At 62.9% G+C, this 23498-nt stretch carries 24 protein-coding genes; 11 read left to right on the top strand and 13 right to left on the bottom strand.

Translation table 11 applies throughout. The features are described from left to right. Window positions 1–67 precede the first annotated feature (67 nt). A complete protein-coding gene (locus AC0L24_RS21840; RefSeq protein ID WP_127811338.1) occupies window positions 68–850 on the bottom strand; it encodes a class I SAM-dependent methyltransferase in 783 nt (260 codons plus the stop codon). A gap of 136 nt (window positions 851–986) precedes the next feature. Here AC0L24_RS21840 and gloB point away from each other — a divergent pair, with 136 nt between their 5' ends. Both gloB and AC0L24_RS21830 read left to right on the top strand, forming a co-directional pair. Further along, window positions 987–1754 (top strand): hydroxyacylglutathione hydrolase, encoded by a 768-nt coding sequence (gene gloB / locus AC0L24_RS21835; protein WP_127809183.1) that lies wholly within the window; start codon window positions 987–989, stop codon window positions 1752–1754. 19 nt (window positions 1755–1773) lie between these two features. After that, on the top strand, window positions 1774–2202 hold the full coding sequence (locus tag AC0L24_RS21830) for a cupin domain-containing protein (protein WP_127399013.1): 429 nt from the start codon (window positions 1774–1776) through the stop codon (window positions 2200–2202). Between the two features lies 1 nt (window position 2203). Here AC0L24_RS21830 and AC0L24_RS21825 read toward each other — a convergent pair whose 3' ends face one another. Genes AC0L24_RS21825 through AC0L24_RS21815 form a run of 3 tightly spaced genes read right to left on the bottom strand, consistent with a single transcriptional unit; the run spans window position 2204 to window position 4645 of the window. Further along, window positions 2204–2890, bottom strand: coding sequence for a lysoplasmalogenase family protein (locus AC0L24_RS21825; protein WP_127329967.1), 687 nt, complete (start codon window positions 2888–2890; stop codon window positions 2204–2206). Next, entirely contained in the window at window positions 2887–3822 is a 936-nt protein-coding gene (yddG, locus tag AC0L24_RS21820; RefSeq protein ID WP_127318422.1) for an aromatic amino acid exporter YddG, read from the bottom strand. Before yddG ends, AC0L24_RS21825 begins: the two co-directional genes overlap by 4 nt. A gap of 34 nt (window positions 3823–3856) precedes the next feature. Beyond that, window positions 3857–4645 carry a DUF3108 domain-containing protein gene (locus tag AC0L24_RS21815; RefSeq protein ID WP_023811078.1) on the bottom strand — a complete coding sequence of 263 codons (789 nt, stop codon included), beginning with the start codon at window positions 4643–4645 and terminating at the stop codon, window positions 3857–3859. 257 nt (window positions 4646–4902) lie between these two features. Between AC0L24_RS21815 and rpmB the strand changes: the two genes are divergently transcribed. The 3 genes from rpmB (at window position 4903) to AC0L24_RS21800 (ending at window position 6794) form a co-directional block, all read left to right on the top strand. Further along, window positions 4903–5199 (top strand): 50S ribosomal protein L28, encoded by a 297-nt coding sequence (rpmB, locus tag AC0L24_RS21810; RefSeq protein WP_473564145.1) that lies wholly within the window; start codon window positions 4903–4905, stop codon window positions 5197–5199. Window positions 5200–5382: 183 nt separating this feature from the next. Next, the gene (locus AC0L24_RS21805; RefSeq protein ID WP_127266961.1) at window positions 5383–6063 is read left to right on the top strand and encodes a queuosine precursor transporter; all 681 of its coding nucleotides are present in this window, start codon (window positions 5383–5385) and stop codon (window positions 6061–6063) included. Between the two features lie 59 nt (window positions 6064–6122). Next, window positions 6123–6794 (top strand): spermidine synthase family protein, encoded by a 672-nt coding sequence (locus tag AC0L24_RS21800; protein WP_127809182.1) that lies wholly within the window; start codon window positions 6123–6125, stop codon window positions 6792–6794. 10 nt (window positions 6795–6804) lie between these two features. On the opposite strand, the gene AC0L24_RS21795 is transcribed toward AC0L24_RS21800, so the two are convergent. The 4 genes from AC0L24_RS21795 to AC0L24_RS21780 all read right to left on the bottom strand — a co-directional run bounded on the left by AC0L24_RS21795 (window position 6805) and on the right by AC0L24_RS21780 (window position 11482). Then, window positions 6805–7833: an esterase-like activity of phytase family protein gene (locus AC0L24_RS21795; RefSeq protein ID WP_127396394.1), complete on the bottom strand. Its 1029-nt coding sequence runs from the start codon at window positions 7831–7833 to the stop codon at window positions 6805–6807. Beyond that, complete coding sequence (gene cobT, locus AC0L24_RS21790) at window positions 7830–9731, bottom strand: cobaltochelatase subunit CobT (RefSeq protein ID WP_013529369.1); 1902 nt, start codon at window positions 9729–9731, stop codon at window positions 7830–7832. The genes AC0L24_RS21795 and cobT overlap by 4 nt, the downstream gene beginning before the upstream one ends. Before the next feature lie 11 nt (window positions 9732–9742). Further along, entirely contained in the window at window positions 9743–10729 is a 987-nt protein-coding gene (gene cobS / locus AC0L24_RS21785) for a cobaltochelatase subunit CobS (RefSeq protein ID WP_013529367.1), read from the bottom strand. 123 nt (window positions 10730–10852) lie between these two features. Beyond that, entirely contained in the window at window positions 10853–11482 is a 630-nt protein-coding gene (locus AC0L24_RS21780; RefSeq protein ID WP_013529366.1) for a J domain-containing protein, read from the bottom strand. A 181-nt stretch (window positions 11483–11663) separates the two neighbouring features. Between AC0L24_RS21780 and AC0L24_RS21775 the strand changes: the two genes are divergently transcribed. Further along, the gene (locus tag AC0L24_RS21775; protein ID WP_013529365.1) at window positions 11664–11966 is read left to right on the top strand and encodes a BolA family protein; all 303 of its coding nucleotides are present in this window, start codon (window positions 11664–11666) and stop codon (window positions 11964–11966) included. 30 nt (window positions 11967–11996) lie between these two features. On the opposite strand, the gene AC0L24_RS21770 is transcribed toward AC0L24_RS21775, so the two are convergent. Further along, window positions 11997–13550 carry an acetolactate synthase large subunit gene (locus tag AC0L24_RS21770; protein ID WP_127396396.1) on the bottom strand — a complete coding sequence of 518 codons (1554 nt, stop codon included), beginning with the start codon at window positions 13548–13550 and terminating at the stop codon, window positions 11997–11999. A gap of 100 nt (window positions 13551–13650) precedes the next feature. Then, entirely contained in the window at window positions 13651–14457 is an 807-nt protein-coding gene (locus AC0L24_RS21765; RefSeq protein WP_473564144.1) for an alpha/beta hydrolase, read from the bottom strand. A gap of 240 nt (window positions 14458–14697) precedes the next feature. Between AC0L24_RS21765 and AC0L24_RS21760 the strand changes: the two genes are divergently transcribed. From AC0L24_RS21760 to AC0L24_RS21750, 3 genes are read left to right on the top strand one after another with little or no spacing between them, the layout of a single operon-like run. After that, a complete protein-coding gene (locus AC0L24_RS21760) occupies window positions 14698–16647 on the top strand; it encodes a PrkA family serine protein kinase (RefSeq protein WP_127398465.1) in 1950 nt (649 codons plus the stop codon). Between the two features lie 17 nt (window positions 16648–16664). Then, window positions 16665–17975 (top strand): YeaH/YhbH family protein, encoded by a 1311-nt coding sequence (locus tag AC0L24_RS21755; RefSeq protein ID WP_127809179.1) that lies wholly within the window; start codon window positions 16665–16667, stop codon window positions 17973–17975. Window positions 17976–17984: 9 nt separating this feature from the next. Continuing rightward, window positions 17985–19526: a SpoVR family protein gene (locus tag AC0L24_RS21750; protein ID WP_127396956.1), complete on the top strand. Its 1542-nt coding sequence runs from the start codon at window positions 17985–17987 to the stop codon at window positions 19524–19526. A 24-nt stretch (window positions 19527–19550) separates the two neighbouring features. Here AC0L24_RS21750 and AC0L24_RS21745 read toward each other — a convergent pair whose 3' ends face one another. Genes AC0L24_RS21745 through AC0L24_RS21735 form a run of 3 tightly spaced genes read right to left on the bottom strand, consistent with a single transcriptional unit; the run spans window position 19551 to window position 22194 of the window. Next, window positions 19551–20447, bottom strand: a complete 897-nt coding sequence (locus tag AC0L24_RS21745) for an HlyC/CorC family transporter (RefSeq protein ID WP_127396955.1) — start codon at window positions 20445–20447, stop codon at window positions 19551–19553. Then, a complete protein-coding gene (gene aroB / locus AC0L24_RS21740; protein ID WP_127809178.1) occupies window positions 20444–21586 on the bottom strand; it encodes a 3-dehydroquinate synthase in 1143 nt (380 codons plus the stop codon). Before aroB ends, AC0L24_RS21745 begins: the two co-directional genes overlap by 4 nt. Next, window positions 21583–22194: a shikimate kinase gene (locus tag AC0L24_RS21735; protein WP_127809177.1), complete on the bottom strand. Its 612-nt coding sequence runs from the start codon at window positions 22192–22194 to the stop codon at window positions 21583–21585. Before AC0L24_RS21735 ends, aroB begins: the two co-directional genes overlap by 4 nt. Before the next feature lie 210 nt (window positions 22195–22404). Here AC0L24_RS21735 and AC0L24_RS21730 point away from each other — a divergent pair, with 210 nt between their 5' ends. Both AC0L24_RS21730 and AC0L24_RS21725 read left to right on the top strand, forming a co-directional pair. Further along, window positions 22405–22557: a histidine kinase gene (locus AC0L24_RS21730; protein WP_127266685.1), complete on the top strand. Its 153-nt coding sequence runs from the start codon at window positions 22405–22407 to the stop codon at window positions 22555–22557. 17 nt (window positions 22558–22574) lie between these two features. Further along, a complete protein-coding gene (locus AC0L24_RS21725; protein ID WP_473564143.1) occupies window positions 22575–23492 on the top strand; it encodes a site-specific tyrosine recombinase XerD in 918 nt (305 codons plus the stop codon). Window positions 23493–23498: the final 6 nt, after the last annotated feature.

Raw genomic sequence — 23498 nt, 5'->3', positions numbered from 1 at the left:
CCGGATGGCCTGTCGGTCCACTTGCGACAGATAGGCCGGGAAACGACGTCAGGCACGTTTGCCGTGATCACGAAGCCGTCACCCGCGCAGCCGAGGGCTCGGCATCGGCTTTGTGACGGCCAAGCCGGGTGGCGCCATGCGGCGACAGCACCGGCACGAAGACGCGGCGCGAGGCGCGCTGGACGACGGGCACGCCTTGATAGAGCCGTTTCTGCGCCTCGACGACGATGACGCCGGAAAAGATCGGCCACAGCCGCCGGCCGGCGCGCTCCAGCACATTGTGGAAGCGCATCATGAAACGGCGCCTCGACGGCGGAAAGAACAGCGCATCGGACCAGGCGGCGGGCGTGAAATTCGCCTCGCGCAGCAATTCGGTAAGCTGGCCGCGCGAAAAGGGCCGGCCATTGCCGAATGGGGTGTGCTCGAAGCGCGCCCAGACACCGCGCCGGTTGGGCACGACGATGACCACCCGGCCAGCCGGCGACAGCACGCGCCAGATCTCGTTCAGCGTCTCACGCGGGTTCTCGACATGTTCGAGCGAATGGACGAGCAGCATGCGGTCGATGCAGGAATCGACCAGCGGCAGTTCCTCGTCGAAGACCAGTGCCGTCGCCGTCGGCCCTGTCGCCGGCCACACCACCGCGCCTTGCGTTGCCGGCATGAAGGCAAAGACCCGCTCGGCATCGGTGCCGAACCGCTCCAGCCAGGGCAAGGTGTAACCCAGACCAACCAGCCGCTCGTTGGGTACCGCTGCCCATATCGACGACAACGCCATGGTGATCGAACGCTCGGCGAAACGGCCGAGTGTTGTCGAATAGAAGGAGCGAAGATCGACGATGTCGGAATGCATGGCAGGGATGTAGCCGTGATATCGGCGGGTTTCAACAAAAGGCCGCGACATCCGACATTCCGAGATGTCATTCGACATCCGGGATGACATCCACGCGCCGGCGCCCTATGTCTGCGGCCATAAACGGAGAGATGCGATGCCGGTCGAAATCGAACAGTTCATGTGCCGCAGCGACAATTTCGGCGTGCTGGTGCATGATCCCAAAAGCGGCCAGACCGCGATCATCGACGCGCCCGAGGAAGCGCCTATCCTGGCAGCGATAAAGCGCACTGGCTGGACGCCGACGACGATCCTGACCACGCATCATCACATGGATCACGTCGAGGCCAATCTGGCGCTGAAGGAGCGCTTCAAGCTGCGCATCGTCGGCCCGGAAGCGGAAAAGGCCAAGATCCCCGGCATCGACGAGACCGTCGAAGACGGCTCGGTTCTCCATCTTGGCGATGAAAAGATCGAAGTCATCGCCACGCCCGGCCACACCGCCGGCCACGTTTCCTATTATTTGCCGGCGTCGGGTGTGGCGTTCACCGCCGACACGCTGTTTGCGCTGGGTTGCGGACGGCTGTTCGAATGCAAGCCGCCGGTGATGTATGAATCGCTGAAGAAGCTGGCTGCACTTCCAGCTGAAACGGCCATCTATTGCGGCCACGAGTATACGCTCTCCAACGCCCGTTTCGCGCTGACCGTCGACCCGACCAATTCGGCATTGAAGGAACGCGCCGCCAGGATCGAAAAGCTGCGCGCCGACAACAAGCCGACGCTGCCGACGACGATCGGCGAAGAGCTGTCGACCAATCCCTTCCTGCGCTGGCACGATCCGGCGATCCGCAAGCATCTGGGGCTGGAGAAAGCTTCGGACGCCGAGGTCTTTGCCGAAATCCGCAAGCGCAAGGACAATTTCTAGGCCCGGTAGTGTCGTCGCCATGACCAGCTCCGCAGAAATTATCGCGACGCTCGGGCTGAAGCCGCATCCGGAAGGCGGCTGGTATGCCGAGACCTTTCGCGATGGCACCGGCGGCGCGCGCGGCCATTCGACTGCCATCTATTTCCTGCTTGAGGAGCATCAGGTTTCGGCCTGGCACCGGGTCAAGGATGCCGCCGAGGTCTGGCATTTCCATGCCGGCGCACCGCTGGCGCTCTCGATGTGGGAAGAAGGCAGCGCCCTTGTAGAGCAAGTCCTCGGCATCGATCTCGCAGCCGGTGAGCGGCCTCAGATCGTCGTGCCGGCAGGCTGGTGGCAGTCGGCGCGCAGCCTGGGCGAATGGACGCTGGTCGGCTGCACCGTCGCGCCGGGCTTCGAGTTTGCCGCCTTTGAGCTGGCCGAACCCGGCTGGCAGCCGAAACAACCCTAACTCAATAAGAACCCAAATTTAGCAGGAACCCAAGTGTCGTCGCGAGCTGGGCGGCGTAGTACAGCGCCCAGACGGCGAGGCGCATCCAGGCGCGGTGGGGCGAGATGGCGGCGACAAGGAATTTCTCGGTGGCGAGCAGCCCGTCCGATACCATGAACAGCACGGCGCCACCGATCACCCACATATTGCTTGTTGTCAGCGCCGAGATGCCCATTGCCAGGATGGCGGCGATATAGACGGTGATCGGGATACGCAGGCCGGGACCGACGCGACGCCACAGCGCCGCCAGCATGATGACCACGAACACCGCCATGGCGAGCGCGATCGCACCGCGCCACGGCTCGGCGCCAAGCACTCCCAATCCGCCACCGCTGCGCAGGAACAGCGCGACATAGACGATGTGGGCGACGAGAAAACTGGCCAGCCCGCCGAGAAAGGCCTTTTCGCCGTCGCGCGACAGGAAGGCGTCGCCAGCGGCGCTGAGGGCGAGCGCGGCGACCAGCAGCAGCGGGCCGCCCTGTAGCCCGGCCAGAACGGCAAGCATCGCCACGGCAAGCGTCTTTGCCGCCGAGCGGGCGAGCGTCGGCGGCATGCCTAGCGTGAACGCATAGATCATCGCCGCCGCCAGCGAAAAAATCAGTGTCGCATTGGCATTGGCGTCGATACCGCCCGCAAACGGCATCGTCATGCCCGGCTCCGCCTTTGGATGCCCCGGGCTCCGCCTTCGGATGACCCGGCTCGGCTCTCGGTCGCCGCAGGCTTGCGCAGGAACAGGGATTTTGCGGCGAGCGCCGCGCCGCCGGTGATGAGCACGCAGGCGGCGAGGATGCGCAGCGACGGCTCGGCGACGCCGGCCGCGATCAGCACCAGCGTCGACAACAGCGGTGCGGCGTAGCTTGCGGCACCCAACACCTGGATGTTGCCGCGCTTGACGCCGATGTCCCAGGCATAGAAGGCAGCGCCCACCGGCATCAGGCCAAGACCAAGCACCGCCAGCCACTGGCCGGCGCCGACGGGCAGAACGGTCTGTTCCAGCGCCAGGTGGCAGGCGAGCGACAGCACCGCGGTGGCAGCACAGAACCAGGTGACGATGCTGGTCGGCACCGACGGGAAGCGCCGCGACAACAACGAATAGGACGACCACAGGACGGCGCAGACGGCAGCCATGGCATAGCCGAAGGAATAGCGGGCGTCGAAGGCCAGCCCGCCACCCTTGGTGACGATCAGCACGGTGCCGGCAAGGCCGAGCAGCGCGCCGACGACATGGTTCCACGCCAGTTTTTCGCCCGGCATCAGCGCCGAGCCGAGCACGATCAGCAGCGGCCACAGATAGGCGATCAGGCTCGCCTCCACCGCCGGCGCATTGCGCAGCGCGGTGAAATAGAAGAAGTGGTAGCCGAACAGGCCGGCAATGCCGATCAGCCACACCTGCGGCGGTATCTTCTGGCTCTTGTCGGGTGCCGGCATGAACAGCCGCGCGATGAGCCCGACCCCGGTGCCGATCGAGAAGGTGATCGCCGACAAGAGGAACGGCGGCACCTGGCCCGACGCATCGGTGAGCAGTGCGAGCAACGCCCACATGGCGACCGCCGAAAAGCCGATCAGTGTTGCGCGCCCCATTCTGTCTCCAGTGGCGCGCCAATTCCGCGCCTGGCTATTGTACGGCTTCGAAACGCCCGGCGCTGATGGTCAAGGTGCCGATCTGCGTGCCCACCGTGGCACGGATCGGCGCATATACGCCGGTTTGGCCGAGCGGTGCAAACGTCACCATCATGCGGCTTTTGTTCTTGAGATAGTTGAGCGCCTTGCGGCCCTTGCGATAACCCGCCACCGGCTCGAAGCCCATCTGGCAGGTGACGGTGTCGCCCTTGTAGCCTGGGACCGAGATCGTGCCTTTCGACGCGTAGGTCAACGTCAGGTCGGCACGCATCTCGCCGTCATAGAACTTCACCGTGCGGCCGCAGACCTGGTCGAGACTGTCGGCATGAATGACGGTGGCGGCCATGGGATCGAGCACCGACGCCAGGTCGCCGGCACCGAGCGGTACCCAGTTCTTGGGGTCGCGTTTGCCCGGCGCCGGCACGACCTTCGTCGAGGTGACCCTGCCATTGGCAAAGCGGATATCGACAACCGATGCCTTCTTGCCGGAGGTGTAATCGGCGCGGAATGCCTGCGGCACCATCTTCTTGCCCGCGATCGTGCCTTTGGATGAGATCGTGCCGCGCGTATCGTCGAACAGCTTGGCGAGGCCGGCTGCGGTGACACTGCCTTGGATCGCGTAGGCGCCGTTCTCATAGCGGCTGGAAAACGTTGATTTCGCTATCGAAAGGCCGAGGAACGACACTGTGTACTCGCCCTTGAACGACTGCGGCGAGGCAGCAGACGCGGCGGACGGCAAAGCTATGGCAAGCATGGCAACAAGGGCATGTGGCGAACGAAGCATGGCGGGATCGGGTCCTTGATTTTCGGCCGGAGGCGGGCAACTCCGGTCTGGCATGTCCCTATGGAACCGCTTATAGGATGAATTCCGGCCTTAATATGAAATGCCGGGCGTGTCCGCAGGCAAGCTGGAGCTTGACGCCTCGGCGAAATGCAACTATGGAACGCCAACTTTTTCCATAAGGCCGCCTGACCAGAACCGCGCGCCACCCGGCGTGGGCTTGAGTGTTTGGCAGACCCCGAGAACTGAAGGTTAGAACAATGTCCCGCACCTGCGAACTCACTGCCAAGGCAGTCATGTCCGGCAACAATGTGAGCCACGCCAACAACAAGACCAAGCGTCGCTTCCTGCCGAACCTCGTCAATGTGACGCTGATTTCGGAAGCGCTGAACCAGAACGTGCGTCTTCGCATTTCGGCCAACGCGCTGCGTTCGGTCGAACATCGCGGCGGCCTCGACGCCTTCCTGGCCAAGGCCGACGTCGAGGAATTGTCGCAGCGCGCCCGTTTGCTGAAGAAGCAGATCGCCAAGAAGACCGCCGAACAGGCTGCCGCTTAAAACAGTTCAAAGGCGGGGGACGACCGCCCTGGCCAACCTCTTGTTGGCCTCTGGCCGACCTCTTGTTGGCCTAGGCATCGGATCGAAGCCGCAAGGTTTCGGCAACCCGATGCTTAAATTACGAAGCTAGCGTAATCCGATTTCGGAATACGTTCCGCTGGTTCCATTACCCAGGATAAAAAAATGACTTTCTTCTCGCGATACTTGCCCTTCGTGGCCGCCATGACGCTTGTCGTCGTGGCATCGAACATTCTCGTGCAATTCCCGATGCAGGGCCAGATCGGCGGCCTCTCGCTGGCCGACCTTCTGACCTGGGGGGCCTTCACCTATCCCTTCTCGTTTCTGGTCACCGACCTCGCCAACCGCCGTTACGGCCCCACTGTGGCGCGCCGGATCGTCTTTGTCGGCTTCATGACGGCGGTGATCTGCTCGATCCTTGTCCCGCCCTTCCTGTTCCGTCACGGCCTGATCGAATTCGAGACCGCCGCCGACCGGCTGGTGCGGATCGCGGCCGCGTCCGGAGCGGCGTTCCTTGCCGCGCAATTGCTCGATGTGACTGTCTTCAACCGGCTGCGCCGCCAGAGCTGGTGGCGGGCGCCGATCGTCGGCACGCTGGTCGGGTCGGTGTTCGACACAGCCGTGTTCTTCACCGTCGCGTTCTCGGCCGCCTTTGCCTTCGCTGGTCCCAACGACGGCTTTGCGTTGGAAAACGCACCCTTGATGGGCGTGTTCCATGTCGACGCGATGCGTTGGATCTCCTGGGCGCTGGGCGACCTCAGCGTGAAGCTGATCATCGCCGTGGTGGCGTTGATCCCCTACCGTCTGCTCGCGGCCCGCTGGAGCCAGCCCGCGGTTGCGGCTTAAACCATGATCCCGAAAAGTGGGACCCGATTTTCGGAAAAGATCATGGTCGGACAAAGATCATGATCCCGTGGGTTCAGCTCGATTCGGCAAAGACCCCGGACGGCGGACAAGAACTTCGCCTCAAGCGGCGCGGCACCGAATTCTCGATCATGCTGGGCACCAACGAGCTCATGAACAGCCGCCTCAGCGGTTCCGAGGAAGCGCTGGCAAAACTGTCCTGTGAGCGGATTGCCGGCCATAGCCGGCCCACAATCCTGATCGGTGGGCTTGGCATGGGTTTTACCTTGCGCGCCGCACTCACAGAATTGGCCAATGATGCCGGAATTGTCGTCGCCGAACTGGTGCCCGCCGTCGTCGCCTGGGCACGTGGCCCGATGGCCGAAATCTTTGACGGCTGTCTCGACGATCCTCGCGTCACCATCCAGGAAACCGATGTCGGGCAGTTGATCCGGTCGCGGCCCGCGGCCTGGGACGCCATCCTGCTCGATGTCGACAACGGCCCGGAAGGCATCGTCCACAAATCCAACGACGCACTTTACAGCGTGCAAGGCCTCGCAGCCGCACGCAGCGCCCTGAAACCCGGCGGCGTGCTGGCGGTGTGGTCGCAAGGCCCCGACAGCGGCTTCACGCGGCGGCTGAAGCAGGCAGGCTTCGCGGTCGAAGAGGTCAGTACGCGCGCCAACGGCAAGCGCGGCGCCCGCCATGTCATCTGGATCGCCAACAGGACGTAAGCCGGCTGGCTCAATCCTGGTGGAGAATGAATTCCAGATAGAGGTTGCGCTGCAGGATCGAGTGGTTGTCGTCGGAGATCAGCGACACCATCAGCGCGCCGTCGTCGCGGCTCCAGACGTCGAGCCCTTCCATATTGTCGATCTGGTAGTCCATGTCGGCCTCCAGCAGCACCGGCCCGTCGGCGACCGCGCCCTTCTCGACGCTTTCGCCGTAGATGCGCCGCAGCCGCATCTTGACGCCGCTGGCCATCGAGAAACTGCGCTCCAGAAGCAACAGATCACCATCGGGCAGGAAGGCGCCGTCGGTGATGTCGAAATCGCCATTGCGCTTGACGGTGAAGACGCCCTTGTGCGGCCCTTCGATGATGGCGGCATAGATGTTGCCGGCCTTGTCCAGGCTCTTCTCGGAGACCACGACCAGGCCGCCCTCATGCTGGCCGTTGGCATTGGCGTGGGTGACGGTCTCGAAGCCGCGATTCTGGCGCAGCTCGCGGGCCGGCACGACGAAATCCAGCGGCTTGAACGGCGCCTTCATGTCGTTGGGGTCGATCTTGAACTGGGCGACGCGGTGGCTGCGCTCGAAGCCGACGGTGGCGATGCCGTCCTTGACCGCGAGACCTTCCGCATCGACCTCCCATTTCCTGTCGATCGGCCGGCCGGTCTGGTCCACCATCTGCTGCATGCGGAAATTCTGGATGCCGGAGGGTCGCTTTTCCGCGTCGCGGACCACCGTGCCGAAGAACCAGAAGCCGGTGTCGGCAACGCCGATGAAGTCACCGCCGGCTTTCAGGAAGCGGAAGGCTGACAGCGCGCCGAAATCGCGTGTCGGCGAGGTCATCTCCAGCCCGCCGACGAATTCGAAAGCGCCGAACTGCTTGTCGGCACGGCCAATGTGGAATTGGGTGATCGGGCGGGCCGAGATTTCGACCGGTTCGACAGAACCAGAGTCAGCCGAACCGGCTGCCGCCGAAGCCACGCCGGAAAGCAGGACGATGGCGGCGAAAAGCGTCTGCCGAAACCCGCCGCGCCTGGAAATCATCCGGCGCGCCGCATACCACCGCCGCGTCGCGTATCCTTCGCGCTTTCCTCGGCGAACAGCGAAGCCAGTTGCTCGGTCATGGCGCCGGCCAGTTCCTCGGCATCGACGATGGTGACAGCGCGGCGGTAGTAGCGCGTGACGTCGTGGCCGATGCCGATGGCCAGCAGTTCCACCGGCGAACGCGTCTCGATCAGCTCGATGACGGCGCGCAGATGGCGCTCGAGATAGTTGCCCGGATTGACCGACAGCGTCGAATCGTCGACCGGCGCGCCGTCCGAGATCATCATCAGGATCTTGCGCTGCTCGGGCCGGGCGATCAGCCGGTTGTGCGCCCACAGCAGCGCCTCGCCGTCGATATTTTCCTTGAGCAGGCCTTCGCGCATCATCAGGCCGAGATTGCGCCGTGCCCGCCGCCATGGATGGTCGGCGGACTTGTAGATGATGTGGCGCAGATCGTTGAGCCGGCCAGGATTCGGCGGCTTGCCATCCTTCAGCCATTTCTCGCGCGCCTGCCCGCCCTTCCACGCCCGTGTCGTGAAGCCGAGGATCTCGACCGAGACGCCGCAACGCTCCAGCGTGCGCGCCAAGATGTCGGCGCAGGTTGCCGCGACCGTGATCGGCCGGCCGCGCATCGAGCCGGAATTGTCGAGCACCAGCGTCACCACCGTGTCGCGAAATTTGGTGTCGCGCTCCTGCTTGAACGACAGCGGCTGCATCGGGTCGATGACGACCCGCACCAGCCTTGCCGGGTCGAGGTAACCTTCTTCCAGGTCGAAATCCCAGGAGCGGTTCTGCTGCGCCATCAGCCGGCGCTGTAGCCGGTTGGCCAGCCGCCCAACGACGCCGGACAGATTGGCCAGCTGCTTGTCGAGGAAGGCGCGCAGCCGGTCGAGTTCTTCTTCTTCGCACAGTTCCTCGGCGCCGACCGTCTCGTCGAAAGCCGTGGTGAAGACCTTGTAGTCGATTTCCTTCGGCAGATTGGTGAAGGGATTGTCGTTACGGCGCGCCTCGCCGGGTGTTTCGGCATCGGCGTCGTCATCGTCGGACAGATCGTCGGCGGTGGCATCGGAGGCTTCCGTCTCGGCCGACTGCTCGTCATCGGCCGAAGCTTCGGCATCCTCGGACTGCGACTGCTCGGAGCCGGAATCCTCTTCGCCACCCTCCTCGCTCTGCTCCTCGCCTTGCGGCTGGTTGTCGTCATTGTCCTCGGAATCTTCCGTCTCCTGGTCGTCGCCAAGTTCCTCGGCCATTTCCATGGAGGCGAGCATCTCGCGCACGACCCGGGCGAACGCCTGCTGGTCGCCGAGCTTGGCCGACAATCCGTCGAGGTCGGCCTTGGCCTTCTCCTCGACCCAAGGGCGCCAGAGTTCGACCAGCCGCTCGCCGCTTTTCGGGACCGGGCGGCCGGTCAGCTTCTCGCGGACCATCAGGGCAAGAGCTTCCTCGATCGGCGCGTCGGCCTTGTCCTTGATGTCGACGAGGTTGGCCTTGGCGTATTTGTCCTCCAGCATCGAGCCGATATTGTCGGCAACGCCCTGCATGGCGCGTGAGCCTATCGCCTCGACGCGAGCCTGCTCGACCGCGTCATAGATGGCGCGGGCCGCCTTGCCTTCCGGCGCCAGCTTGGTGTGGATGCGCACATCATGGCAGGCGCGCTTCAGCGCCATGGAATCGCCGAGGCCGCGGGTGATCGCAATATCGGTCTTCGATGCCTTCTTGGGCAGCTCCGGCAAGCGCGCGCGGCTGCCGGCGAGCGCCGGCCGGTCCTTGGCGAAACCGACCTCCAGTTCCTTGTCGCCGGCAATGGCGCGCATGCAGACGGTGACGGCGCGCTTGAAGCTATCGGCTTCAGACCCCGTCTTCGACTTGTTGCGCGTGTTGTCGCCCGGACCCGCCATCGAGACCCTGCTTAGCCCAGCACCACGTTGGCGGCGCTCTCGGGCAGATCCTCGCCGAAGGCGCGCTGATAGAACTCGGCCACCACCGAGCGCTCCAGTTCGTCGCATTTGTTGAGGAAGGTCAGCCGGAACGCCATGCCGATATTGCCGAATATCTCGGCATTCTCGGCCCATGTGATCACCGTGCGCGGGCTCATCACGGTCGACAGATCGCCGTTGATGAAGGCCGAGCGCGTCATGTCGGCGACGCGCACCATCTTGTTGACGATGTCCTTGCCCTTGCCGTCGCGATAGTGCTTGGCCTTGGCCAGCACGATGGCGACTTCGTTGTCGTGCGGCAAATAGTTCAGCGTGGTGACGATCGACCAGCGGTCCATCTGCGCCTGGTTGATCTGCTGGGTGCCGTGATAGAGGCCGGTGGTGTCGCCAAGGCCGACCGTGTTTGCGGTCGAGAACAGCCGGAAGGCCGGATGCGGGCGAATGACCCGGCTCTGGTCGAGCAGCGTCAGCCGGCCCGACGATTCCAGCACGCGCTGGATGACGAACATCACATCCGGACGGCCGGCATCGTACTCGTCGAAGCACAGCGCGACATTGTGCTGGTAGGCCCAGGGCAGGATGCCGTCGCGGAATTCGGTGATCTGCAAACCGTCCTTGACGACGATCGCGTCCTTGCCGACGAGATCGATACGGCTGACATGGCTGTCGAGGTTGACGCGCACGCAAGGCCAGTTGAGGCGAGCGGCGACCTGTTCGATATGGGTCGACTTGCCGGTGCCGTGATAGCCCGACACCATGACGCGGCGGTTGTAGGCAAAGCCCGCAAGGATCGCCATCGTCGTGTTCTTGTCGAACAGATAGTCCGGATCGATGTCCGGCACATGCTCCGATGTCACCGAATAGGCCGGCACCACCATCTTGGACTCGAAGCCGAATTTCTCCTTCACCGACACCGTCGTGTCGGGCAGGTTGGCGATGTCACGATCGACCTTGTTCATATCTCTCAACGTCTCCACGGGCGAAACGTCTGATTTCGCCGGCAATCGATTTTGTCCGGGGGCGGTCTTAGAGCCTTTTCCAACCTTATGAAAGTTGGAAAACGACACGAACCGTATGGCCGCTCAGCACAGGCCCGCCTGTTTGAGCACGCGATAGGCCTGCAGCACATCGCGGAACCGGTCTTCCGAACCTCTGTCGCCACCATTCGCATCCGGATGGTGCAGTTTCACCAGTTCCTTATAGCGCGCCTTGATCTCCTTGCCAGTCGCCTTTGTATCAAGACCAAGCGTTTCCAGCGCCTTGGCCTCAAGCGGCTTGGCCTTGCGCTCGCGCGCCTCGCGCGGATCCTTCGGTCCCTTGAACAGGTCGAACGGGTCGCGCATGCGGTTATAGTAGCCGGCCCGGCCGGAACGCATCTGGGCCATATCGGGCGACGATCGCGTCGAGGCTCCGTTGGCGCCCATTTTCCAGGTCGGCCGGTGCCCGGTCATGGCTTCCTTCTGGAAGCGCGCGACCTCGGTGTCCGGCACGCCGGAAAAGTAGTTGAAGCCCTTGTTGTACTCGCGCACATGATCGAAGCAGAAGTGGAAATACTCGCCTTCCTTCATGCGCCCGACCGGCGCACGATGGGTGCCCGCTTCCTTGCAGCCGTCCCACTGGCAGATCGGCGAGTGCGACTTCAGCTCCGCGTCCTTGTCGGGGCGGACGCGAATCTTCTCGAAATATTTGGGGTACGGCTTCATCTTACCCATTTATGGGGCGTTCGCAGATGCGAAACAAGAATTGACATTTTCGCGATCATCGCCCTAACCGCTGAATCGCGGCATAAAGCAGGCGAATGGCGGATTTTGTTGCTCGGCGGCGGCCCCTTGCGAAACCGATTTTCGGTTTCCAGGCCGAGACGCCAGCGATATGTGGTGAAGGGAGATGGCGATGTCCATACAGGCGACCATGGAAGACAAGCTCAATAAGGCATTTTCGCCGGACAGGCTGGTTATCATCAACGAGAGCCATCTCCATGCCGGCCACCACCATCACGGCTCCGACCATCACGGCACTTATGACGGCACCGGCGAGACGCATTTTCGCGTCCGCGTCGTCGCTTCCGCCTTTGCCGGCATGAGCCGCATCGACCGTCACCGCGCCGTCAATGAACTGCTTGCCGACGAATTGAAGGCCGGCGTGCACGCGCTGGCGATCGAACCGGCGGCTCCCGGCGAAAAGACCCGCTGGTAGCTCGGTTCCGCCGATCGTTTTTCGCCGCGCTCAGAGCACCGCTTCGATGAGGAACGGCCCGCGCCGTGACAGCGCGCTGTCCAGCAGCGCCTCGAAGCGCTCGCACGTATCGGCGCGAGCCGCCTCCACGCCCATGCCTTTGGCCAGCGACACCCAGTCGAGCGAGGGATGGTCGAGGTCGAGCATGCGCCTGGCGTTCTCGCCGATCGCGCCCACGCCGACATTCTTCATCTCGCCATGCAGGATTGCATAGGTTCGATTGGAAAACACGATCGTCACCACGTCGAGCTTTTCCCGCGCCTGCGTCCACAATCCCTGTACCGTGTACATGCCGCTGCCGTCGGCTTCGAGGTTGATCACCTTGCGGTCCGGACAGGCGATTGCCGCCCCGGTCGCCATCGGGATGCCGCCGCCGATCGATCCGCCCGTGCCCATCATGTAGTCGTGCGGCGCTGCAAAGGCCGACAGCGCGAAGAAACGCCTGGCCGAGGTGACCGCTTCATCGCAAACGATCGCATCGGCCGGCAGTTTCCGCGCCACCGACAGCGCGATGGCATCTTCCGTCAGCTTGCCGTTCGGCGTTGCCTCGTCGGGAAAAGCGGCCGCGAGCACCTGTTGTTGTGACGGCTTGATGCCAAGTTCGTCGCGAAGCGCCTCCAGCGCCGCATGCAGATCGTCGCCATGGGCGGCCAGTGTCAGCACCTCGCAGCCTTCCCGGACGAGCCGTCCCGGTTTCCCCGGATAGGCGAAGAAGGCAACCGGCTCCTTCGCGCCGACCAGGATCAGAACATCGACATCCCTGAGCACAGCCATCGCCGCATCGACCGGATAGGGAATGCGGGTCGGCGCGACACGCCCGCGCCCGCGTTGCATCCGTGCGATCAGAACCTCGCCGAACAGGCGGACATCGCTGCCCGTCGAAATCTGCCCGGCGATGGCGAGCCCATCGGCGCGTGCGGCCTTTCCGCGAACGATCATGCCTGCCCGGCCCGGAGCGGTACGGATCGCCGCGGCGACCTTGCGCACGGCGTCCATATCGACGGCCGGCGCTGGCACCAGCTTCACCTTGCCGACCGAAACCGCGTCGACTGCGCCCCAGGCGGCATCCGCCGGCAGGATCATCGTCGCGACGCCGGGCGGTGTCAGCGAGGCACGAAAGGCTGCTTCAGCTGCCGGCACGATATCGGCCGAGCCCTTGACGCGGCCGACCCAGTTGGACATCGGCGCCGCAAGGCTCTCGATATCGCTGGTGAGCGGGGCATCGAGCGGCAGATGGTAAGAGGCGTGGTCGCCGACGATGTTGATCATCGGGCTGAAGGCACGCCGGGCATTGTGCATGTTGGCGAGCCCGTTGGCCAGGCCGGGACCGGTATGCAGCAGCGTCGCGGCCGGCCGATCGGTCATCCGCGCATAGCCATCGGCGGCACCCGTCACCACGCCCTCGAACAGCCCGAGCACGCAACGCATTTTCGGCTTGCGGTCAAGTGCTGCAACGAAATGCATTTCGGAGGTGCCGGGATTGGCAAAGCAGACCGTCACATCATTGGCCAGAAGCACGTCACACAGGACATCGGCGCCGTTCATGCAATTCCCTCCCGCTCACGATCGAAGAGCACTTGCACCCGGGCGCGCCCGCACAGCAATATCCCGCCGCCACTTTTGATCTGATCCAGTGCCGTAAGGATCAGCCAACCGTCGATTTCAGGAATGCCAGCGCGGCCGCGGTCAGCGCATCGCCGTCCTCGCCGAAATCGCGATTGATCGACATATGCGTGTAGGCGCTGGCGTCGAACAGCGTGACCTGGGTGCCCGTCGCGCGCAGGCGCTCGGCAAAGGCCTTGGAGTCCTCACTCCGGCCAGGGGCGCGCGAATAGGCAATGAACGTCGGCGGGTGCTTGCGGCCGTCGACATGGCTGGCCGGCGACAGTGCCGCCCATTGCGCGGGATTGGAAAAGACGCGGGCATAGGCCCGCACCATGCCGCCCTTCCTGGCAAGTGCTGCAAGATCATAGGCCCTGGTATCGTCGAGAATGAGCGCAGCTATGCCGGGCAATCCGCCGCGCATGCCGGTCAGCGCAATCAGATGGCAGCCGGCCGAATGGCCCATGCCAACGATGCGGTTTGGATCGCCGCCATGCCGGGCGATGTTGGCCCTGATGTAGGCGTAGGCCTTTTCGACGTCACCGGCCTGGGTGGCGACATCGGCCTGCGGCAACATGCGATAATCGATGGAGACGAAGCAAAAGCCGTTGGCGAGCAGAAAAGCCGGTTTGGCGTCGACCTGACTGCGTTTGCCAAACTGCCAGGTACCGCCATGAACGAAAACCACGACCGGCAGGCCGATTGCCCCATCGGGCGCATAGATGTCGAGCTTGGCCGGCCCGTAGTCGAAGGTCTTTGGCGTGGGTCGGCGTGTTTCCGACGCGGCCGATGCTTCCAACGGCAGCATCGCCGCCACCGAGGCCATGATCAGGCTTCGTCGATCGATCATCATTGTCTCCTGGCGAGGCAAGACTGCACGCGGCGGCCCCAGCCGTCCAGTCAGGGATTCGCAACACACCCGCTACCCGCGCTGAATGCCGCTCCGCACCGAGCGCCTTGATCTCGGAGTGGCCTCGAATCTTACGATCGCAGCCACCTCTTCACATGAAGGGAACAAACGGTACCCCCCGACAGTTGAATGCGAGGTGAGCCGAATGGAAGCCACAGCGGCTCCGAGGGCAAAAGCATCATGCGAGAGAACCAGTCTGACGTCTTCGATCTGTTTTCGGAAATTTACACCAACGCGGCGCAGGAAGAGATCAGCATCCAGCAATATCTCCTTGCCTGCCGCGAGGACAAGTCGATGTATGCCTCGGCGCCTGAACGAATGGTCGAGGCGATCGGCGAGCCGAACCTGGTCGACACCAGCAAGGATGAGCGGCTCGGCCGCATATTCTCCAATCGGACCCTGAAAGTGTACCCCTCCTTTGCCGATTTCTATGGCATGGAGGACACAATCGAGCGCATCGCCGGCTATTTTCGCTATGCGTCCCAGGGGCTCGAGGAGCGCAAGCAAATCCTCTATTTGCTCGGCCCCGTGGGCGGCGGCAAATCCTCCCTTGCCGAGCGTCTGAAGAAATTGATGGAACAGCGCCCGATCTACACGCTGAAGGTCGGTAATCAGGTCAGCCCGGTTTTCGAATCGCCGCTTGGTCTTTTCCATCCTGATCGCATGGGCGACCTGCTGGAGGACAAATACGGCATTGCCCGACGCCGGTTGAATGGGCTCATTTCGCCATGGGCGGCCAAGCGCCTCGACGAACTTTCCGGCGACATTTCCAAGTTCAGCGTCGTCAAGCTGATGCCGTCGCGACTGCGCCAGATCGGCATCGCCAAGACCGAGCCCGGCGACGAGAACAATCAGGACGTTTCGGCCCTGGTCGGCAAGGTGGACATCCGGCAATTGGAAAACTTCAGCCAATCCGATCCGGACGCCTATTCCTATAGTGGCGGACTGAACCGGACCACCCAGGGGCTGCTTGAATTCGTCGAAATGTTCAAGGCGCCTATCAAGGTCCTGCATCCGCTGCTGACCGCCACCCAGGAAGGCAGCTACAACGGCACCGAAAATTTCGGCGCCTTTCCCTACCAGGGAATCATCGTGGCCCATTCCAATGAGTCGGAATGGCTGCAGTTCAAGAACAACAAGAACAATGAGGCTTTTCTCGATCGCATCCTCGTGGTCAAGGTGCCGTATTGCCTGCGGATAACCGAAGAGCGGCGGATCTACGAGAAACTGCTGCGGGAGAGCGAATTGGCCGCCAGTCCTTGCGCTCCAGAGGTGCTGGACATCCTCAGCCGGTTTACCGTCTCGACCCGCTTGGCCGAGCACGACAACTCGCCGCTCTACACCAAGATGCGCGCCTATGATGGCGAGAACCTCAAGGAGGTCGACCCCAAGGCAAAGTCGGTTCAGGAATATCGGGACGCCGCCGGCGTCGACGAGGGCATGGCCGGCGTCAGCACGCGCTTTGCCTTCAAGATCCTGTCGCAGACCTTCAACTACGACACCGAAGAGGTGGCCGCCGACCCCGTGCACCTCATGTACATCCTGGAGGAGGCGATCAAGCGCGAACAGTTTCCGAAGGAGACGGAAGCCGCCTATCTGGAGTTCATCAAGTCCGAGCTGGCCGCGCGGTATGCCGAGTTCATCGGCCATGAGATCCAGAAAGCCTATCTGGAATCGTACAGCGAGTACGGCCAGAATCTTTTCGACCGCTACATCGCCTATGCCGACGCCTGGATCGAAGACCAGGACTACAAGGATCCCGACACCGGCCAGATCCTCAACCGCGAGGTTTTGGACAACGAGCTTTCGCAGGTCGAAAAACCGGCCGGCATCGCCAATCCCAAGGATTTCCGCAATGAGGTGGTGAAATTCACGCTGCGCGCCCGTGCAAGAAACCATGGCCGCAACCCGGCGTGGACAAGTTACGAAAAGCTGCGGGAAGTCATCGAGAAACGCATGTTCGGCCAGGTCGAGGACCTCCTGCCGGTGATCAGTTTCGGCTCCAAGCAGGACAGCGTCACGGAAAAGCGGCACAATGAATTCGTGCAGCGGATGGTCGAGCGCGGCTACACCGAGCGGCAGGTTCGTCGCCTTGTGGACTGGTACATGCGGGTGAACAGGGCGGGTTAGAGAACCCGGATGGTTCCATGCCGATCTTCATCGACCGCCGCCTGAACCCGAAAGACAAGAGCCTCGGCAATCGCCAGCGCTTCCTGCGACGCGCGCGCGAGGAATTGAAACGGAGCATACGCGACCAGATCCGCACCGGCAGGATCGCCGACGCGGACTCCGAGCACGCCGTGCGCATGCCCGAAAGAGGCACAAGCGAGCCGAGCTTCAACAACGCCCGCGACAGCGGCAGGCGCCAGCACATCTTGCCGGGCAACAGGCATTTCTCCGCTGGAGACCTGATCCCCAAGCCCGGCGGAGGCGGCGGGGGAGCGTCGTCCCCGGGAAACAAGGCATCCGAGGACGACTTTCGTTTCGTACTGTCGCGCGAGGAAGTGCTCGATCTTTTCTTCGAGGATCTCGAACTCCCCGACATGGTCAAGCTCAACCTCAAGGAGATCCTTGCCTTCAAGCCGCGTAGGGCGGGCTTCGCCGCCACCGGTTCGCCGACCAACATCAATGTCGGCCGCACGATGCGCAACAGCCACGGCCGCCGCATTGCGCTGAGGCGCCCCAAGCAGGTCGAACTGGATGCGATCCTCGAGGAAATCGCCTCGCTCGAGGAGGCGCCATACAGCGCCGACGCGCGCCGGCGTATCGCGGCATTGCGCGAAGAGCTTGACCGGCTGGAACGACGCCGCCGACGCATTGCCTATGTCGATCCGGTCGACATCCGCTTCAACCGCTTCGATTCCCGGCCGGTGCCGAACGCCAATGCCGTCATGTTCTGTCTGATGGACGTGTCCGGGTCCATGGGCGAGCGCGAGAAGGATCTGGCCAAGCGCTTCTTCGTCTTGCTGCACCTGTTCTTGAAACGACGCTACGACCGCATCGAGATTGTCTTCATCCGCCACACGCACCTGGCTCAGGAGGTCGACGAGGAGACATTTTTCTACAACACCCAAAGCGGCGGCACTGTCGTTTCCACCGCGCTGGAGGAAATGCACCGTATTATCGCGAGCCGCTACCCGGCCCACGACTGGAATATCTATGCTGCCCAGGCCTCGGACGGCGACAATTTCGCCGGCGATTCAGAGCGATGCATTTCGCTTCTCAACGGCGAGCTCATGCGGCTGTGCCAGTATTTTGCCTATGTCGAGATCATCGACGAGCGTGAAGCCCATATTTTCGGCTCGACCGAAAACGGGACATCGCTGTGGCGTGCCTATAACGCCATCGACCAGAAATGGCCGAACTTCCAGATGAGCCGCATCGCTACGCCCGCCGATATCTACCCGGTCTTTCGCCAGCTTTTCGGCAGGCAGCCGGTCTCCCTCAAGCGGGCATGAGGGTTCCCGATGGTCAGACAAGCCAGCAAATCCAGCCTGCTTTTTTCAGGGTCCGACTGGGATTTCAAAACATTGTCGCGGGCCTATGACGCGATCGAGGCACTTGCGGTCGAAGAGCTTCATCTGGACACCTATCCCGTTCAGATGGAGATCATCTCTTCGCAACAGATGCTCGACGCCTATTCGTCCATTGGCATGCCATTGATGTACCGTCACTGGTCTTTCGGCAAACATTTCCTCCACCAGGATCTGCTCTATCGCAAGGGCGGGCGAGGGCTTGCTTATGAACTGGTCATCAATTCCAATCCCTGCATCGTCTATCTGATGGAGGAAAACACCATGGCCCTGCAGGCCTTGGTGACGGCCCATGCAGCTCTCGGGCACAATCATTTCTTCAAGAACAATCAATTGTTCAAACAATGGACGGATGCAGGTGCGATCCTCGGCTACCTGGACTTCGCCAAGGGCTACATAGTCCGTTGCGAGGAGCGGCACGGCCTCGCCGCCGTCGAGGCTGTGCTCGATTCCGCCCACGCGCTGATGGATCAGGGCGTGTTTCGCTATCACCGGCCGCCGAGGCTGTCGTCGGAACGGCAGCGCGAAGGAATTCGCGAGCGTCTCGAATACGAGGAGCGCTCCTACAACGACTTGTGGCGTACGCTGCCGCCTTCGCAGCAAGCGGCCAACGACAAGGGCCAGGACCCGGAGCGGAAGAAATCGCTAAACCTGCCTGAGGAAAACCTGCTCTATTTCCTGGAAAAGAACAGCCCGGTCCTGGAGCCCTGGCAGCGTGAGATCATCAGGATCGTTCGGGTCATCGCGCAATATTTTTACCCGCAACGGCAAACACAGGTGATGAACGAGGGCTGCGCCACGTTCGTGCACTATACGCTGATGAACATGCTGTTCGACCGCGGCCAGATCAGCGAAGGCGCCATGCTCGAAATCCTGCGCAATCATTCCAACGTGGTCTTTCAGCCGGCGTTCGACGATCCGCGTTTTTCAGGCATCAACCCCTATGCTCTCGGCCTCGACATGATGCAGGACATTCAGCGCATTTCGACCAAACCCACGGCTGAGGACCGCGATTGGTTCCCCGACATCGCTGGCCAGGGCAACTGGCGCGAGGTCCTGCTTGACGCTTGGGCCGAGCACCGCGACGAATCCTTCATCCGCCAGTACCTCAGTCCCGCCTTGATCCGGAAATGGCGGTTTTTTGTGCTTGGCGACGCTGCCGACCAACCGCATTGTCTGGTCGCCTCGATCCACGACGAGCGCGGCTACGCCAAGATACGCGCCACGCTCGCCAACAGCTATGATCTCGGCGCGAACCGGCCGGACATTCAGGTGGTGGATGTCGATCTGCTCGGCGACCGCCATTTGCGCCTGCAGCACAAGGTCAATGACGGCATCCTGCTCGAGGATGCCAGCCGCGACGCCACGCTTCGTCACATCCGCAGGCTTTGGGGTTATGAAGTCAGCCTGGCGGCCATAGATGCAGAGACCGGCGCGACGATCCACGAACGCTCGACAAGCCAGATCGCCGGATGACGTGCCCCGGCCTCCCTGCACGTATCAGGTGTCGCCGGCTGGCCTGATCCTCAGCCTTGCGATCCGGTTCTTGTCGCGTTTCATGACGATGAAGCGCTTGCCGTGGAACGTAAAAGCCTGCTTCTCCTCGGGGATCGATTGCGTCTCGTGGATGACGAGGCCGGCAATGGTGGTGGCCTCCTCATCCGGCAGGTTCCAGTCGAGAGCCCGGTTGAGATCACGGATGGGCACCGTACCGTCGACGACCACGGAGCCGTCGGCCTCCTGCTTGACGCCCTGTATGTCGACATCATGCTCGTCAGCGATCTCGCCGACGATCTCCTCGATAATGTCCTCCAGCGTCACCAGCCCTTCGACCTCGCCATATTCGTCGACCACGACGGCGAAATGCGCCTTGCGGCGAAGGAAGGCGTTGAGTTGTTCCTGCAAGGTCGTGGTGTCGGGCACGAACCATGGTTTCGAGGCGATCTTCATCACATCGATCCTGGAGAAGTCGTTGCCGACTTCGTTCAAGGCGCGCAGCAGATCCTTTGCATGCAGCACGCCGACGATGTTGTCGAGCGAGCCTTTCCACAGCGGCATGCGGGTGTGCGGGCTTTGCAAAATCTCGCGCACCACCGCTTCCGGCGCATTGTCGGCATTGACCGAGCGCATATTGGTGCGGTGGACCATGATGTCGGAGACTTCGAGCTCGGCGAGATCGAACAGGCCGCCGACGCGGTCGCGATCCTCGCGCACCACCTGGCCGTCGCGGCGGAAATCATCGACCGCGCCGCGCAATTCGTCCTGGCTGGAACGCTGCGGCTCGATGCGCGAAAGCTCGTATCCGAACATGGCAAGCAGGCGCGTGCGCACGGCAACGAGCAGCACGATGAGGATGGCAAGGACGGCAACGACGATCCAGCCGGGCTCGTTGGTCATCTCGGCCGCATTTTCTGCTGGTCCGGATGGTTTTCTGTCAGAAACGACAGCACTTCCGATGCCGGAACATCCTTGGCAATGAAAGCTTGGCCGACGCCGCGCGTCAGGATGAAGGTCAGCGCGCCGCGCGACACCTTCTTGTCCTGGGTGATAAATGCCAGCAGCGCCTCGGCGTCAGGCAGATCGCCCGATATGTCGGCTATCCGCCAGGGCAGGCCGACGGCGCGCAGATGCGCCTCGACGCGCGCGGCATCGTCGGGGCTGGCCAGATTGAGCCGCGACGAGAACCGGTAGGCCAGCGCCATGCCGATGGCGACGCCTTCGCCATGGACGAGGCGGCTTCCGTCATATTGGGTGGCGGCTTCCAGCGCGTGGCCGAATGTGTGGCCGAGATTGAGCAGCGCGCGGTCGCCGGTCTCGAACTCGTCGCGCGCAACCACGTCGGCCTTGGCGCGGCAGGCTTCGGCGATCGCCTGCGTCCTCTCCGGCCCGCAGGCAAAAACCTGGGCCCAATTCTTTTCCAGCCAGGTGAAAAATTCTGGCCGGTCGATGAGCCCGTATTTGGCGAGTTCGGCATAGCCGGCGCGGAATTCGCGGATCGGCAGCGTGTCGAGCACTCCGGTGTCGGCCAGCACCAGTTTCGGCTGATGGAAGACGCCGACGAGGTTCTTGCCGCGTGGGCTGTTGATGCCGGTCTTGCCGCCGACCGAGGAATCGACCTGCGCCAGCAGCGAGGTCGGGATCTGCACGAAATTCATGCCGCGCCGCACGATGCCGGCGGCAAAGCCCGCAAGGTCGCCAATAACGCCGCCACCGAAGGCGATGACGATGTCGCCGCGCTCCAGTTTCGCAGCCAGAACACCGTCGACCACTTCCTCGAGATGGGCAAAACTCTTGGTCTTCTCGCCGGGCGGCAGCGTGATGATGGCGGGCTGGATGCCACCCGTGTCGAGCCCGGCCTTGAGCGCATCGAGATGCGCTGCCGCGACATTGGCGTCGGTGACGACCGCGGCGCGTGTGCCCGGCAGGCGACCCGATATCTCGGCGCCCGCGCGGGACAACAATCCCGAGCCGATCAGAATGTCATAGGTCCGATCGCCAAGGCCGACTTCGACGACGACGGGTGCCTCGATGCTCACGATTCCACCTCGCCCGTCGCAGCCGCCTCATCGATGCCGAAATGCCGGCACAGCGCGTCCACCACTTCGGTCGCGATGACTTCCTTGCGATCATCGCGGGTCGGCACTGTGACGTCGGATGTCGCGTAGACCGGATAGCGCTCGCCCATCAGCCGCTCCAGCACGGCGCGGGGGTCGTCGCTTTTCAGGAGCGGCCGGTTCTGTTTCTTGGAGACGCGGTCCATCAGAAGATCGAGCTCGGCCTTCAGCCATACCGACACGCCCTGCGCTGCAATCGCCTCGCGCGTCTGCGCATTCATGAAGGCGCCGCCGCCGGTCGACAGCACCTGCGGGCCGTTTTCCAGCACGCGCAGGATGACGCGCTGCTCCAGCGCCCGGAATTCGGTCTCGCCATAGCGCTCGAACAGCTCCGGAACGGTCATGCGCGAGACGCTTTCGATCTCTTGGTCGCTGTCGATGAAGGGCAGCGCCAGCATCGTCGCCACCTTGCGGCCGATCGCCGTCTTGCCGGCACCCATCAATCCGACGAAGACGACGGAACGGCTGCCCAGCCGGCCAAGCAACGCGGCGTAGGTCTCGTCTGGAGGATTTGCTGGCAACGCGTTCATCGGATGTTTCGAAGGCCCTCTTTGCCGGCGTATCGACATGAAAAGCCCGTTTGCGTCAAGCGTGGCAAGCGCCTTGAACCCGACATGGACCAGCAGGGTCTGCATCAGAAGTTGCTAACAGGCCTCCGCTTCTTCCTTGAATTGGCCGGATTGGCGTCCCATAAGGGGACAGGGTTTGGAAACGCAGAACAAGAAGACGGGCGAAAATTGATGCCGACACTGTTTCGCTTTGTCGTGGTAACAGCGATTCTGGCAGGTATTGCCTATGGTGCGATGTTCGCACTGGTGATGTTCGTCGAGCCAAAGAAGGGCGAAATGAGCGTGCGCATCCCTCCGGAAAAGCTGAACCCCAAGAAAAGCTGAACCCGAAGAAAAGTTGAATGAACAGCGCCGCCCGCATCGAAGCCTTTCTGGAAATGCTGAGCGCCGAGCGGGGCGCGGCTGAAAATACGCTTTCCTCCTACCGCCGCGACCTCGAGGACGCTTCTGGCGCGATCGATGGCGGGCTGGCTGGTGCCGCCGCCGCCGATATCCGCACCTATCTCGACGACATTGCCGCCCGCGGCTTTGCCGCCACGTCGCAGGCGCGCAAACTGTCGGCGATCCGCCAGTTCTTCAAATTCCTCTACGCCGAAGGCCTGCGCGGCGATGACCCGACCGGCACGCTGGACAGTCCAAGAAAGGGCCGCCCGCTGCCCAAGACGATGAGCGAGGCGGACACCGGCCGGCTGATCGACCGTGCGGCGCTTGAGGCCGGCGATGCCTCGTCGGACGATGGGGACAGTCTGGCGTCACTGCGCCTGCATGCGCTGGTCGAGGTGCTTTACGCCACCGGCCTGCGCGTTTCCGAGCTGGTCGGCCTGCCGGTGACGGTGGCGCAGCGCGACGACCGTTTCTTCATGGTGCGCGGCAAGGGCGACAAGGAGCGCATGGTGCCACTCTCGGCCAAGGCACGCACGGCGATGAAGACCTGGCTTGCCGCCCGCGCCAGGGTGCCCGCCTTTGCCGACAGTCCGTTCCTGTTTCCGGCCGCCTCCGACAGCGGCTATCTCTCGCGCCAGGTCTTCGCGCGTGACCTGAAAGGGCTGGCGGCAAGGGCCGGCATCGCCTCGGCGAAGATCTCGCCGCACGTGCTGCGCCATGCTTTCGCCAGCCATCTCCTGCAGAACGGCGCCGATCTCCGGGCCGTGCAGCAATTGCTTGGCCATGCCGACATATCGACGACACAGATTTACACCCATGTGCTGGAAGAGCGGCTGGTGCGGCTGGTCAACGATCATCATCCGCTTGCCGACTAGGCCTCA

It is taken from the genome of Mesorhizobium sp. WSM4809 (assembly GCF_055811655.1).
The sequence above is the reverse complement of the archived record's forward strand: the minus strand, read 5'-3'. Positions and strand labels throughout refer to the sequence as shown.